Here is a 14,090-nt window from a genome sequence, read left to right on the forward strand (position 1 = left end):
GTCACGCCCCCTTCACGGGCAACAGTCGCGGATCATACGGGTCCAGGCCCACCGCCTCGGTGGGCGGCCCGTAGCCGGCCATCCGCATCACGGCCTGCTCATCCGCGGGTGATTTCCCGGGCAGGGTGGCGCAGACGGCCCGCAGGATCCGGGCGTGTGGGAGGTCGTCCCGGAGCAGGCCGAAGCGCAGCATCTCCAGGCTGGCCCGGAACCGGCTCAGCAGCTCGCGGCCGGCCGCCAGGTCCACCAGTGCGGCGTATTCCAGCACCATCGGGAGGTAGTCGGGCAGTTCACCGTGGGTGTCCACCAGGATGTCGCTTTGCCGGTAGGTCTTCTTGAAGTTCCCCAGCACTTCGCCGCGGCGCCGGGTGTCTCCGTCGGTCCAGTAGGACAGGTGCAGGGCGTGGCGCTTGCCGAGGTCAAACTCGCGCACATAGTGGGCCTGCAGTTCCAGCGGCGGGGTGGCGTCCAGCCGGTCCAGCACCTCGGCGAAGTCCGCCCCGGCGCCGGGAAACTCGGCCAGCGCGGCCCGCATCAGCGGCACCCGGCCGATCAGTTCCTCGTCCGGGTAGGACAGGCACCAGGCCGCGGCGAGGTAGACGACCTGTTCGCGGCGGCTCACGGCTGGTCCTCCGCCGCCGCCAGGGTGCCCGGTTCGGCCCGTTTGTCCGGGAACAGCCCGGCCGGCGCTCCCGTGCCGTCCCAGTTCAGCAGGTTCACCCGTCCGCGCAGCGTCGTTTCGCCGGGTGCGGCGCCGGAGGTTTGCCGGTCCCGGAGGGCGTTGAAGGTCTCCACCGCCACCGGGACGGGCCTGCCGCTGGCCTCGCCAAACGGCGAGGAGTCCTGCATGCCCGGGCCGCCCTCAAAATCCAGCGAGCAGCCCATTTCCTCGAGGTCGTGCGCCTGCTCCACGTGTGCCTTGGGGATCACGTAGCGCTCCTCGTACTTCGCGATCGCCATCAGCCGGTACATCTCGTACATGGTCTGGCTGTCCATCCCCACGGCTTCCGGGATGGAGTCGTCCGGGTCGTTGCCGAGGCTGATGCCCCGCATGAAGGAGCGCATCGCGGCGAGCTTCTTTAGCACCGCGGTGACCCGGTCCGCGTCGCCGGCGGTGAAGAGTTCGGCGAGGTATTCCACCGGGATGCGCAACGCGTCGATGGCGCCGAACAGGTTGCCGGCGTCCTCGCCGTCGTGGCCCTGGTCCCGCAGCAGGTCCACCACGGGTGAGAGCGGCGGGACGTACCAGACCATCGGCATCGTCCGGTATTCGGGGTGCAGCGGCAGGGCGACCTTGTAGACCTTGGCCAGGGCGTAGACCGGCGAGCGCCGGGCCGCGTCGATCCAGTCTTCCGGGATGCCCTGGGCCCGCGCCTCGGCCTGCACGGCGGGGTCGCTGGGGTCCAGCAGCACGTCCATCTGTGCGTCGTAGAGCTCCTGCGGGTCCGTCACGGCGGCCGCCGCGGTGACGGCGTCGGCGTCGTACAAAACCAGCCCCAGGTACCGCAGCCGGCCCACGCAGGTCTCCGAGCAGACCGTCGGGAGTCCTACCTCCACCCGCGGGTAGCAGAAGGTGCACTTCTCGGCCTTGCCGGTCTTGTGGTTGAAGTAGATTTTCTTGTACGGGCAGCCGGTGACGCATTGCCGCCAGCCGCGGCACTTGTCCTGGTCCACCAGCACAATCCCGTCCTCCACCCGCTTGTAGATCGCGCCGGAGGGGCAGGAGGCCATGCAGGACGGGTTCAGGCAGTGCTCGCAGATCCGCGGCAGGTAGAACATGAAGGTCTGCTCGTAGGCGAACTTGATCTTGTCCTCGGATTCGCGCCGGACCTTTTCCACGATCGGATCCAGGTGCCCGTTCTCCGTGGAGCCGCCCAGGTCATCGTCCCAGTTCGCGGACCAGGTTATCTTGGTGTCCTCGCCGGTGATCAGGGACTTTGGCCGCGCCACCGGGAAGTCGTCGCCCAGCGGTGCGTCCACGAGGGTCTTGTAGTCATAGGTCCACGGCTCGTAGTAGTCCTTGAGCTCGGGCTGGACCGGGCTGGCGAAGATCCCCAGGAGCTTCTTGACCCGGCCACCGGCCTTGAGCACGAGCTTGCCGCGTTTGTTCAGCACCCAGCCGCCGTGCCACCTTTCCTGGTCCTCGTAGCGGCGCGGATACCCCTGCCCGGGGCGGGTTTCGACATTGTTGAACCAAACGTATTCGGTGCCCGCACGGTTCGTCCACGCCTGTTTGCAGGTCACGGAGCAGGTGTGGCAGCCGATGCATTTGTCCAGGTTCATGACCATGCCCATTTGGGCCATGACACGCATCAGTACTGCACCTCCTGGGAGCGACGGCGGACGGTGGCCACCATGTCGCGCTGGTTTCCGGTGGGGCCAAGGTAGTTGAACGCGTAGGCCAGCTGGGCGTAGCCGCCGATCAGGTGCGAGGGTTTGACCAGCAGCCGGGTCACGGAGTTGTGGATACCGCCGCGCCGCCCGGTGGCCTCGGACTTCGGCACGTCGATGGTGCGTTCCTGGGCGTGGTGGACGTAGACGACGCCGGCCGGCATCCGATGGCTGACGATCGCGCGGGCCACCAGGACGCCGTTGATGTTCACGCACTCCACCCAGTCGTTGTCCTTGACCTCGATGGCGTCCGCGTCGGCCGGGCTCATCCAGACCGTGGGTCCGCCGCGGGAGAGCGAGAGCATCAGCAGGTTGTCCTGGTATTCGGAGTGGATGGACCATTTCGAGTGCGGCGTCAGGTAGCGGACCACCACCTCCATGGACCCGTCCCGGCCGAGTTTGGGTTCGCCGAAGAGCCGGTGCATGTCCAGCGGCGGCCGGTAGATCGGCAGCGCTTCACCGATGTCCAGCATCCAGTCGTGGTCCAGGAAGAAGTGCATCCGGCCGGTCAGGGTGTGCCACGGCTTGAGCCGCTCCACGTTGATGGTGAACGGTGCGTAGCGCCGGCCGCCGGTCTCGGAGCCGGACCATTCCGGCGAGGTGATCACCGGGACCGGGCCGGCCTGGGTCTGCGCGAAGGTGATGAACTTTTCCTCGGACCCCTCGGACAGGTCCGCCAGTTTCCGGCCGGTGCGGACTTCCAGGTCCTTGAAGCCCTGCACGGACAGGGCGCCGTTGGTGGTGCCGGAGAAAGCCAGGATCGCCTCGGCCATCTTCGCGTCGGTGTCGATCGCGGGGCGGCCGTCCGCGGCGCCGCCGAGCATCACCCCGTTGGACCGGCTCAGCCGCTCCAACGGCCCTGCCAGTTTGTAGGTGACGTTTTTGACCGTGAAGCCCAGTTTGTCGGCCAGCGGACCGACGGCGGCCAGCTTGTCCGCGATGGCGGTGTAGTCGCGTTCCACCACGGAGAAGATGGGCATGTTCTGTCCCGGCACGGCGGGGATGGACGCGTGCCGCCAGTCGCGGACTATCCCGCCGGGCTGGGCGAGCTGGCCGGGGGTGTCGTGCTGCAGCGGCACACTGACCAGGTCCCGGCGGACCCCCAAGTGTGTCCTGGCCTGCCGGGAAAACTCCTGGGCCAGCAGGTGGAAGGTGTCGAAGTCCGTCTTGGTCTCCCACGGCGGGTCGATCGCGGGGGTGAAGGCATGCACGAAGGGGTGCATGTCGGTGGAGGACAGGTCGTGTTTCTCGTACCAGGTGGCGGCCGGGAACACGACGTCGGAGAGCAGCGTGGTGGAGGTCATCCGGAAGTCCGCGGAGACCAGCAGGTCCAGTTTTCCTTCCGGCGCCTGCTCGTGCCATTTCACGTCCCGCGGCTTGAGGCCTTCCGCGTGGTCCTTGCCGAGCACGTTGTTGTGGGTGCCCAGCAGGTTGCGCAGGAAGTATTCGTTGCCCTTGGCCGAGGAGCCGAACAGGTTGGAGCGCCACAGCACGAGGGTCCGCGGCCAGTTTTCCGGGGCGTCCACGTCCTCGATCGCCGGGTTCAGGGTGCGGTTTTTCAGTGCGTCGGCGATGTAGCCCGGGGTGTCTTTCGCGGTGCCGGCGGCGACGGCGGCTTCCGCCTCGTCCGCGATGTCCAGCGGGTTACGGTCGAACTGCGGGTAGAACGGCATCCAGCCGAGTCGCGCGGACTGGGCCATCGCGTCCGCGGTGTGCATGCCATCCAGGGCTCCGGTGGACAGCGGAGACTTCAGCGCGTCGGCGGAGTAGCCGTCCTGCCGCCACTGGTCCGTGTGCATGTACCAGTAGCCGGTGCCGATCATGGTCCGCGGCGGCCGGGACCAGTCCAGCGCGTTCGCCAGCGACACCCAGCCGGTGGCGGGGCGGGTCTTCTCCTGGCCCACGTAGTGCGCCCAGCCGCCGCCGTTGCGGCCCATGCAGCCGGTCAGCATGACCAGGGCCAGCACGGCCCGGTAGGTGGTGTCGCCGTGGAACCACTGGCAGATGCCGGCGCCCATGATGATCATGGACCGGCCCTTGGACTGCTCCGCGTTGCGGGCGAACTCCCGGGCCACCCGGATGCAGGCCTGCGCCGGGACGGAGGTGATCTCCTCCTGCCAGGCCGGGGTGTAGGGCGTCGCGGCGTCGTCGTAGCCGGCCGCCCAGTCCCCCGGCAGACCCTCGCGGCCCACGCCGTACTGGGCCAGCATCAGGTCGAACACGGTGGTGACCAACTGGCCCTCCACCTCGAGGACGGGCACGCCGCGTCGGAGCACGCTGCCCTCGCCGCCGGCGTCCTCGAAGCATGGCAGCAGGATCTCGGCGTTTTCAGCGGAGACCTCCCGCAGCGACAGCGCCGGCTCGATGCCCTCGAGGTCCAGGTTCCATTTGCCCTCGCCGCTGCCGGAATAGCGGAACCCCATCGAGCCGTTGGGGACGACGGGCAGGCCGGTCTTCTTGTCGAACAGCACGGTCCGGAACGCCGCGTCCTCAGCCAACGACTCGGCTTTGAGGTCCCTGGCGGTGAGGAACTTGGACGGGGTGAGGGTGCCGTCGTCGCGCCGTTCCAGCCGGACGAGGAACGGCAGGTCGGTGTACTGCCGGACATAATCGGAGAAGAACGGCACGTCGCGCTCAACGAAGAACTCCCTGAGCATGACGTGCCCCATCGCCATCGCCAGGGCGGCGTCGGTGCCGGCCTGGGCGGGCAGCCATTCGTCGGCAAACTTCGTGTTGTCCGCGTAGTCCGGGCTGACCGTGACCACCTTGGTTCCGCGGTACCGCACCTCGGCCATCCAGTGCGCATCCGGGGTCCGGGTCACGGGGACGTTGGAGCCCCACATCATTAGGTAGCGCGCGTCCCACCAGTCACCGGATTCCGGGACGTCGGTCTGGTCGCCGAAAACCTGCGGGCTGGCCACCGGCAGGTCGGCGTACCAGTCGTAAAAGGACGTCATCACCCCGCCGATGAGCTGGATGAAACGGGTGCMGACGGCATGCGAGACCATCGACATGGCGGGGATCGGGGAGAAACCGGCGCAGCGGTCCGGCCCGTAGTTCTTGATCGTGTTGACGTGCGCGGCGGCCGCGATCTCGATCGCTTCCTGCCAGGAGACACGGACCAGGCCGCCCTTGCCGCGGGCCTGCTGGTAGCGGCGGCGTCGCTCCGGGTCCCCCACGACGTCGGCGAAGGCGAGCACCGGGTCGCCCAGCCGGGCCTTGGCCTCGCGGTACATCTCCACCAGCACACCCCGGGCGTAGGGAAAGCGGACCCGGGTGGGCGAGTAGGTGTACCAGGAGAAGGCGGCTCCGCGCGGGCAGCCGCGCGGCTCGTATTCGGGACTGTCAGGGCCCACCGAAGGGTAGTCGGTCTGCTGGGATTCCCAGGTGATGATGCCGTCCTTGACGTACACCTTCCAGGAGCAGGAGCCGGTGCAGTTCACCCCGTGGGTGGAGCGGACCACCTTGTCGTGGCTCCAGCGGTCCCGGTAGAAGATGTCGCCCTTGCGGCCGCCTTCCCGGAACACCGCCCTGCCGTCCTCGGTCTGGTCCCATTTCGTGAAAAAGCGGCCAAGCTTCAACATTGCGTCCGAGGCGGGTCCATCCAACCCCGCGGGGCCTCCGGCAGTCATGCCCCCAAAGCTATGGGGCACCCTGCTCCCCCGATAGGGCCCTACGGCACTAGTGTCACAACCGCCACTTTAGTCTCAGCGCGGACTGCGAAACGGGACTCAGGCGAACGACTCGAGTTCGACGCCGGCCTTCTCCAGCGCGGCGCGGACGGCGGCGGCCACCTGCACCGAGCCGGGGGTGTCACCGTGCAGGCACAGCGAATGCGGTGTGAGCGTGACGACGGTTCCGTCGACCGCCAGGACTTCGCCCTTGAGGGCCAGCCGGAGCGCGCGCTCGACGATCTCGTCCGGGTCCTCGATCACCGATTCCTCCTCCAGCCGCGGCACCAGCGAGCCATCCGGGAGGTAGGCGCGGTCGGCGAAAGCCTCGTGGAACACGGGATTGCCGGCCTCACGGGCAATCCTGAGCAAGGCCGAACCCTCCAGGCCCAGGATCGGAAGCCCCGGATCGTAGGCCTGGATGGCGGCGACCACGGCGGAGGCCTGTTCGTCGTCGTGCATCGTGCGGTCGTAGAGGCCGCCGTGCACTTTGACGTAGTCCACCGAGGCGCCCACCGCATGGGCCACGCCGTCGAGCGCGCCGAGCTGGTAGAGAACCGCGCCGAACAAGTCGTCGAAGCTCATGTCCATGGCGCGGAGCCCGAAGCCGGCCAGGTCGGGATAGCCCAGGTGGGCGCCGACCCTGACGTCGAGTTCGTAGGCCGCGCGGCAGGTGTCCAGCATGGTGACGGGGTCCCCGGCGTGCAGACCGCAGGCCACGCTGGCGCTGGTGACGAGCGGGAACATCGCCGCGTCATCGCCCATCGTCCAGGAGCCGAAGGACTCCCCGAGGTCAGCGTTCAGATCCACGGGTTCCGCCTTCCAGGTCCGGGCCGGCTTCCGCGGTACCGGCGCCGGGCTTCAGCTCGCCGGGGATGGTCACCGGCATCGGGCCGAAGGCCTCCTTGGCGTTTTCGACGACGGCGCGTCCCATCATCCGGTTGCCGACGCCGCCCACCACGGCGCCGATGCCGAAGGGCAGGGCGCGGCCCAGCAGAGCGGTGCCCTGGCGCTTGAGCAGGTTCCGCAGGAAGGCCCGCTGGATCCGCTCTCGCACCGACCCGAAGCCGATCATCGGCGCCCTGCGTGCGAAGAGCGTGCCCCAGGCCTGGGTTGGCCCCTTGCCCTGCCCGGCGGCGTGGCCGCTCAGCGAGCTCAGCAGGGCGGTGCCTTCTTCGCCGAGCATGATGGCCATGACCAACGTGCTGGCCCTCTCCGGGTCGACCATTCGCACCCCGTGCAGTTCCGCCAGCGAGGTGGCGAACAGCGCGGTAGCCTCCAGGAATCCGACGGTCGCGGCGGCGGAAAGACCCAGCGCGGCAACGGTGCCGACGCCGGGGATAACGGCCGAGCCGCCGACGAGGGCGCCGCCGCCGGTAACGGCGGTCAGGTAGTTGCGTTCCAGGATGGCGGCGAGCTGCGCCGCGGTGGCGTTCGGGTGCTTCCGCTGCAGCCGGCGCAGGTTCGCCAGAACCAGCGGCCGCTGGATTTCCACCGCGCGCAGGAGCATGTTGTGGACGCCGGGCTTGGGCTTGCCGTCGGCGTCGAACATTGCGCTGTGGGCGGTCTTTTGGGCAATTCTCATTGCCGGGTTGCTGCGCTTGGCCATCATCGCCTCTCCGTGAACCGTAAGTGTGCTGAACATCGTCCAGCCTTAACACTAGGCCACGTGCCGCCTGGCCGCTCTTGCGCAGCCCCGGGCCGGTGCCGCCGCCGGGCAGGGACGCTAGAGCACCCAGGATTCGGCCAAGGCGATGAACGCCGAGGAGGACGGTCCCAGCGGACCGGGATAGACCGCCGGCGTGCCCGGCCACTCCACCCCGAATTCCGCGAGCCGACCGGTGCTGCAGGGCAGATAAACGTTGCTCAGCGCGGCGCTGCCCTCGCCGAGCTGGAAGTTGGGGGCGGTGAACTGCCTTCGGTCCAGGATGCCGCTGATTGCCAGCTCCGCCTTGTGGCCGGTTGCGCGGAACCCGGTCGCCGGGTCCACTTCCACCGTGAACTCGTCGTGGGTGTGCCCGATCCCGGTCAGCGGGAAGCGGGACGCTTCCGGGAAATAGCGGGTAAGTTCGGTGGCCAGGGTTTTCGCGAGGGCCTCATTGGTGCCGTAGCTGCGCCAGCCCTGCAGGGTCGCAACCAGCAGGGCACTCCCGGCACCCCAGCGTGACCAGTCGGCCTGCCAGAACGTGGCGAAGCAGCTGGCCGGCTCGCCCGGGACCTGGGCGCCCCGGGAGTCCGCCGGGTGCAGCGCCAGGCCCGCGTTGATTCCCACGAATGCCAGGCTGCGCCGCGCCGCTGCGGTGGCCGTTTTCTCCATGTGAGGAGCCTAACGGGACGGCAACGGCTGCGGCCGGAAGGTCTTCACCTCCGGCCGCAGCCGTGTCCTGGCTGGGTTTCCCGTCTGAAGCGGTCCCCACTGAAGCGTTCCCGCCCGGGGCGCTCCCGCTTAGCGCGGGGTGCGGATCAGTTTCTTGTTCACGAATTCGTCCATGCCGAACCGACCCAGCTCACGCCCGACGCCGGAGCGCTTGACGCCGCCGAACGGCAGGTCCGCCTGCGTTACGGCCACCGAGTTGATGAAGACCATGCCGGTGTCCAGCCGGTCCGCGAGGTCCTGGGCCTTGCGCGGGTCGGCGCTGAAGACCGAGCCGCCGAGCCCGTACGGGGACCCGTTGGCGAGTTCGATTGCTTCCTCGGCGCTGGCCACCTTGTAGATGACCGCGGCCGGGCCGAACAGCTCCTCGGAGAAGGCGCGCATCTCCGGCGTGACGTCGGTGAGCACGGTGGGCTCCACGAAGGCACCCGGGCCGTCCACGAGGTGGCCGCCGGTGCGGAGCGTGGCGCCCTTGTCCACGGCGTCCTGGATCTGTTCGATCAGGCCGTCCGCGGCGCTCTGCGAGGAGAGCGGACCGAACTTGGTGTCCTCCAGCAGCGGGTCCCCGGGCTTGATCCCGGCCATCCGGGCGGTGAACTTTTCCACGAAGGGCTCGTAGAGGTCCTCGAGCACGATGAACCGCTTCGAGGCGGTGCAGGCCTGCCCGGCGTTGCCCATCCGGCCGCCCACGGCGGCCTTGACGGTGGCGTCGAGGTCATCGGAATCCAGCACGATGAAGGGGTCGCTGCCGCCGAGTTCCAGCACGTACTTCTTCAGGTTCCGGCCGGCCACTTCGGCCACGGCCGAACCGGCCCGCTCGCTGCCGGTCAGGGAGACGCCCTGGATCCGGCTGTCGGCGATGACCTCGGCGACCTGTTCGTTGCTGAGGAAGAGGTTGGTGTAGGCGCCCTGTGGGAGTCCGGCATCCTTGAAGATTTCCTCGATCGCGAGGGCAGACTGCGGGCAGCTGCCGGCATGCTTGAGCAGGATCGTGTTGCCCAGGACCAGGTTCGGCGCCGCGAAGCGCGCCACCTGGTAGTACGGGTAGTTCCACGGCATGATGCCGAGCAGGGGTCCGACCGGAGCCGAACGGACGACGGCGGAGCCGCCGCCCTTGACCTCCAGCGGCTCGTCCTTGAGGAAGCCCGGGCCTTCCGCGGCGTAGTAGTCGTAAATATCGGCCACGAGCTGCACTTCGCCGCGGGCCTGTGCCAGGGGCTTGCCCATCTCGGTGCTGATCAGCCGGGCGAGCTCGTCCTGGCGTTCTCGGTACAGTTCTGCGACGCGGGCGATCACCTTGGCGCGGGCCTCGACAGGGGCGGCGCGCCAGGCCTGGAACGCCTGCTGCGCGGCTGCGAGCGCCTCTTCCACCTCGCCCGCGGTAGCGAGCGGGAATTCCTTCAGAGTTTCTCCGGTCGCGGGGTTCACTGTCTTGTAGGCAGTCATTGGTCCACCATCTCCGTTTCTGGCTGGTTAGAGCCGGTTCGGACGCGGACCGCCGTTGGCGCCGGATACGGCGTCGACGGCGGTTCCCGCCCATTGCGCGGGGCCGGCCTGCCTGCAAAGGCGGGCCAAGTCCCTTAGGCGCCAACCGAGGTGTCCCCGGGAGTATTCCATCCAGCCGCGGCCGTTGCCGTCCCCAGACCTCAGGGACGGCCAGCCGCCGCCACCTGTCCCCTAGAGTGCCACGTCGCCGCAGAGGTGGACCTGCACCCCTAGCTCGGCAAAGAATGCGGCCTTGGCTTCCAGCGCCTTGTCCGCCGTGGCGGCGTCCGGGGCGTAGACCACCTGGGCGTGGTTGGCCTTGTGGCGGGCCATCAGCTGATCTCGGCTGACGCCGTCGAGGACGGCGTGCATGATCGGCCACTGCGGGTCGGTCGCGTCCAGCCGGCGTTGGGTCTCCTCCGCCGGAAGCTCGACGACGTGGCCGCGGCCCAGGTCCACGTGCAGCCGGTCGTCCATGATGAAGACCCGCGACCAGACGATCTCCCCCGGCTTGGAGACACCGCTGAGGGTGCCGCCTCCCAGCGGAAAGAACATCTCGGGCTGTCGCATGGAGTACGACTTGTCGTAGCCGCCATTGTGGGAGGCCGGCACGGAGCCGGAGATCTCGAAGACCCAGACGAACTCGCCGTCGTAGTCGGCACCCCAGCGCACGTCGTGCAGCGTGGTGGCAGGATCGAGCCCCATCGCGGTCCAAATCCGGTTGGTGATGAGGGCGTCGACGGCGACCCCCTCGTCCACCTCGTTGAAGTGCGGCAGCGCCTTTCCGGCGAACAGTTCCCGGCCGCCGTCGCGGGAGTAGACGGGCGGGCGCTGGACGTTGTTGAGCAGGCCTTCGGCCAGGTCGGACGCCGGGACGGTGTCCTTGAGGCCCTGCTGGTACTGGATGCCGACGGCGTCGACGCCGTAATCGTCCGAGATGCGCAGCGCGGCAATGTACATCTTGAGCTGGCTGTGGACCTGGTCGGGGGTCAGCTCCGTCGCAGGGTCGGTGCCGAAGTGGAAGGTCAGGCCGGCGTCGTCGAGCCAGCTCTTCACCGCGTCGGCCTCTGCGTCCGGGACCTTCAGCATCTCGGCCACGAGGGCGCTCTGCGAGAGCCGCTCCTTGTAGATGCCCAGCGGATTGAGCATTTCGTCGTCGATGATGGCGTTGTACATGCCCATGCAACCCTCGTCGAAGACGCCGATGATGGCCTTGTCGGCCATCAGCTGCTGCGCCAGGGCGCGTCCCAGCCGGACCTCCTCCGTATCCGCCAGCGGCGGCAGTTCGCGGACGTGGCTCGTGTCGTGGGTGATGCTGCCGGAGGTGAGCCAGGATTTGAGCTTGCCCACCGCCCATTCGTCGGTGAAGTCCTCGCTCCACAGCGCGGAGTAGTCGACCTTGGCCTTGGTCAGGCTTCCGGTGAGGTTAAGCAGGCCCACCAGCCCCGGGAAGTCGCCCGCCCAGTTCGCCACGACCAGGATCGGGCCGCGGTGCGTGCGCAGGCCGGCCAGGACGTGGTGGCTGTACTGCCAGACGGCCTCGACAACCACCACCGGCGCCGTCGGCGGAATGTTCTTGAAAACTTCCATACCCATGCGCTGGCTGTCGATGAAGCCATGCCCGGTGTCGGGGTTGACGCCGTGCGCGCGGACCACCTGGTAGCCGAGGGACTCCACGGCGGCCGCGAAGTGCCCTTCGAGCTGCTGCTGGGTGGGCCAGCACTTGGTGTTGGCAGCGAGCCGCAGGTCGCCGCTGCTGATGGTGTAGACCGTGTTGGCCTCGGCGTCGGGGGTTTCCGTGATGGACGGGAAGGTGTAACTGCTCATGGTGTGGTTTCCCTTTCAAGGTTTTGGGGGCTCAGACGTTCCTCGCGTCCGGCGAGGGCGTGGGCAATGTCCTGGGTGGCCGGGTAAAGGCGTAAGTAGAGGTCGTACAGCTCCTCATAGTCCGCGCTCACGGCAGGGTTGGGGTGGACGGTCCGGGCGGGCGGATTCCACTCGCTGATCCGGACCTCGGCAACCGTGCCCGCGGCCAGATACGCGGCGCCGTAGCTGGCGCCGATGGTCTGGCTCGGAATGAGCTGCGGCTGCCCGGTCACGTCGGAAACGATCTGGGTCCACAGCTCACCCTGGGTTCCGCCGCCGACGGCCACGATGCGCCGGATGTTTCCGCCGGCCAGCTCCATGGACTCGATGTTGTGCCGGACGCCCAGTGCCGTGGCCTCCAGGGCGGCGCGGTACAGGTCGCCGCGGGTGTGCGAGAGGGTCAGCCCGGCAATGATGCCGCGGGCTTGCGGATCCGCCACCGGGGTCCGTTCGCCGGCGAAGTAGGGCAGCATCAGGAGTCCACGGGCGCCGGGGCCCGAGGCGGCGGCCAGCTCCAGCAGTTCCGGGAAGTCGAGGGAGCCGAACAGTTCCTTGAGCCAGGACGTGACCGCCCCGGAGGTGGCCATCCCGCCGGCCAGGTTGCGGGTTCCCTCGAACGCGCCGACCGTCCCCCACAGCTGGGGTGAGGTGACCCGGTCCGGGACGGTGTTGACCAGGAACATGGTGGTGCCGTACATCAGCATCAGGTCGCCATTGTTCTGGCTGTCCACGCTGACGGCTTCGCTCCAGGCGTCGATGGTTCCGGCAATCACCGGGACTCCGGCCGGAAGTCCGGTGGCGACGGCGGCCTCCGCGCTGACGTACCCGGCGGTGTCGCCTGGCCAGAGCAGCGGCGGAAGTTCCAGCCCGGGAGCGATCTTGCTCGCGAAGGGCGGATACCATTCCAGCGTCCGGGTGTCGTACAACGGCGTGCACTGGCTGGCGGAGTGGTGGTCCAGCACGTACGCGCCGGTGAGCTGGTAGGCCAGCCAGGAGGAGGGCATAAAAAGCCGGCGGCTCCTGGCGAAAGTGTCCGGCTCGTGCCGGGCCAGCCACGCCAGCTTGGGCCCGACGGCCTGGGTGGACAGCACGGAGCCGCAGCGCTCCATAATGAGCTCGTCGCCGCCCAACTCAGCGGTGAGGGACTCGATCTGTTCGGTGGCCCGGGAGTCGATGCCGTAAAGGATCGCCGGGCGCAGCGGGGTGCCGTCCTGGTCCGTGACGAGGACGCAGGGGCCCATGCCGCTGACGCCGACGGCGACGATTTGTTCGTCCGCGCCCCGGCCGGCCAGCAGTTCGCGGCTGATCGCGGCGAATTCCTCCCACCACAGGTCCCCGTCCATCTCAGCCCAGCCCGGCCGGGGCCGGCTTACCTCGTGGCTGCGCGCGGCCGAACGGAGCACCTTGCCCTCCAGGTCCACGACGACGCCCTTGCTGCTGCTGGTGCCGATGTCGACGCCGAGCACCGCCCGGACCGGCTGATCCGTCACTGTGCCGGCCTCAGGCGCAGGCCCTGCATGCCGCCGTCGACCGCCAAGGAGGTTCCGGTGGTGGAGCCGGCGGCCGGTGATGCGAGGTAGGTGATGGCGGCCGCCACCTCGTCCGCGGTGACCAGCCGGCCGTGGGGCTGGCGGGCGTTGAGGGCGGCGCGTTCGGCCTGCGGATCGTCGCTTTGGGCCATCAGGCGGCCGATCCATGGGGTGTCAGCGGTGCCCGGGTTCACGCAGTTGACCCGGATGCCTTCGCGGATATGGTCCGCGGCCATGGCCAGCGTCAGGGACAGGACCGCGCCTTTGCTGGCACCGTACAGCGCCCGCTGCGGCAGCCCCGCCGTGGCCGCGATGGAACACGTGTTGACGATCGCGGCGGCCGGCGAGCGCCGCAGATGCGGCAGTGCGGCCCGGCTGACCCGCACCATGCCGAGCACGTTGATGTCGAGGACGCGGTGCCATTCATCGTCGTCGTTGTCCGCGATCGTGCCTTGGGCGCCGATCCCGGCGTTGTTGACGACGACGTCGATCCGGCCAAAGTGTTCGGCGACCCCCTGGACTGCCGCGACCACGGAGGCGTCGTCGGCCACGTCGCAGCGCACCGCGAAGTGCCCCTTGGCGGCGTCCTCCGGGTTCAGGTCCAGGACCGCCACCGAGGCTCCGGCGGCGGCGAGCCGGGCGGCTGCCGCGGCGCCGATGCCGGAAGCACCTCCGGTCACAATCGCGACCAGCCCATCCATCTCCGTTGTCATGCTTGTCCTTTCCAAAGACATTTAATTGCTTGCTCGCCGCCTCACCGGGCCGGGCAGGCCC

10 protein-coding genes are annotated in these 14,090 nt (G+C 68.7%); all 10 read right to left on the bottom strand.

Annotation, left to right across the window (positions count from 1 at the left end; translation table 11 throughout):
- Window position 1 precedes the first annotated feature (1 nt).
- The 10 genes from narJ to AC1DBD_RS07115 all read right to left on the bottom strand — a co-directional run bounded on the left by narJ (window position 2) and on the right by AC1DBD_RS07115 (window position 14,029).
- Window positions 2–622: a nitrate reductase molybdenum cofactor assembly chaperone gene (gene narJ, locus AC1DBD_RS07070; RefSeq protein ID WP_441418045.1), complete on the bottom strand. Its 621-nt coding sequence runs from the start codon at window positions 620–622 to the stop codon at window positions 2–4.
- The gene (gene narH, locus AC1DBD_RS07075; protein ID WP_476981735.1) at window positions 619–2,313 is read right to left on the bottom strand and encodes a nitrate reductase subunit beta; all 1,695 of its coding nucleotides are present in this window, start codon (window positions 2,311–2,313) and stop codon (window positions 619–621) included. Before narH ends, narJ begins: the two co-directional genes overlap by 4 nt.
- A complete protein-coding gene (locus AC1DBD_RS07080) occupies window positions 2,313–6,023 on the bottom strand; it encodes a nitrate reductase subunit alpha (RefSeq protein ID WP_476981736.1) in 3,711 nt (1,236 codons plus the stop codon). The genes narH and AC1DBD_RS07080 overlap by 1 nt, the downstream gene beginning before the upstream one ends.
- 99 nt (window positions 6,024–6,122) lie before the next feature.
- The gene (locus tag AC1DBD_RS07085; RefSeq protein WP_476917252.1) at window positions 6,123–6,872 is read right to left on the bottom strand and encodes a LamB/YcsF family protein; all 750 of its coding nucleotides are present in this window, start codon (window positions 6,870–6,872) and stop codon (window positions 6,123–6,125) included.
- Window positions 6,856–7,671 (bottom strand): hypothetical protein, encoded by an 816-nt coding sequence (locus AC1DBD_RS07090; RefSeq protein ID WP_441418179.1) that lies wholly within the window; start codon window positions 7,669–7,671, stop codon window positions 6,856–6,858. Before AC1DBD_RS07090 ends, AC1DBD_RS07085 begins: the two co-directional genes overlap by 17 nt.
- 117 nt (window positions 7,672–7,788) lie before the next feature.
- Window positions 7,789–8,379, bottom strand: a complete 591-nt coding sequence (locus AC1DBD_RS07095) for a hypothetical protein (RefSeq protein ID WP_476926009.1) — start codon at window positions 8,377–8,379, stop codon at window positions 7,789–7,791.
- A gap of 129 nt (window positions 8,380–8,508) precedes the next feature.
- Complete coding sequence (locus AC1DBD_RS07100) at window positions 8,509–9,882, bottom strand: NAD-dependent succinate-semialdehyde dehydrogenase (RefSeq protein WP_476892962.1); 1,374 nt, start codon at window positions 9,880–9,882, stop codon at window positions 8,509–8,511.
- Between the two features lie 231 nt (window positions 9,883–10,113).
- Window positions 10,114–11,748: a fucose isomerase gene (locus AC1DBD_RS07105; protein ID WP_441418051.1), complete on the bottom strand. Its 1,635-nt coding sequence runs from the start codon at window positions 11,746–11,748 to the stop codon at window positions 10,114–10,116.
- Entirely contained in the window at window positions 11,745–13,277 is a 1,533-nt protein-coding gene (locus tag AC1DBD_RS07110) for an FGGY-family carbohydrate kinase (RefSeq protein ID WP_441418052.1), read from the bottom strand. Before AC1DBD_RS07110 ends, AC1DBD_RS07105 begins: the two co-directional genes overlap by 4 nt.
- Complete coding sequence (locus tag AC1DBD_RS07115) at window positions 13,274–14,029, bottom strand: SDR family NAD(P)-dependent oxidoreductase (RefSeq protein ID WP_441418053.1); 756 nt, start codon at window positions 14,027–14,029, stop codon at window positions 13,274–13,276. The genes AC1DBD_RS07110 and AC1DBD_RS07115 overlap by 4 nt, the downstream gene beginning before the upstream one ends.
- Between the last annotated feature and the right edge of the window lie 61 nt (window positions 14,030–14,090).

The sequence above is a fragment of the Arthrobacter sp. 10T419 genome (assembly GCF_056394105.1).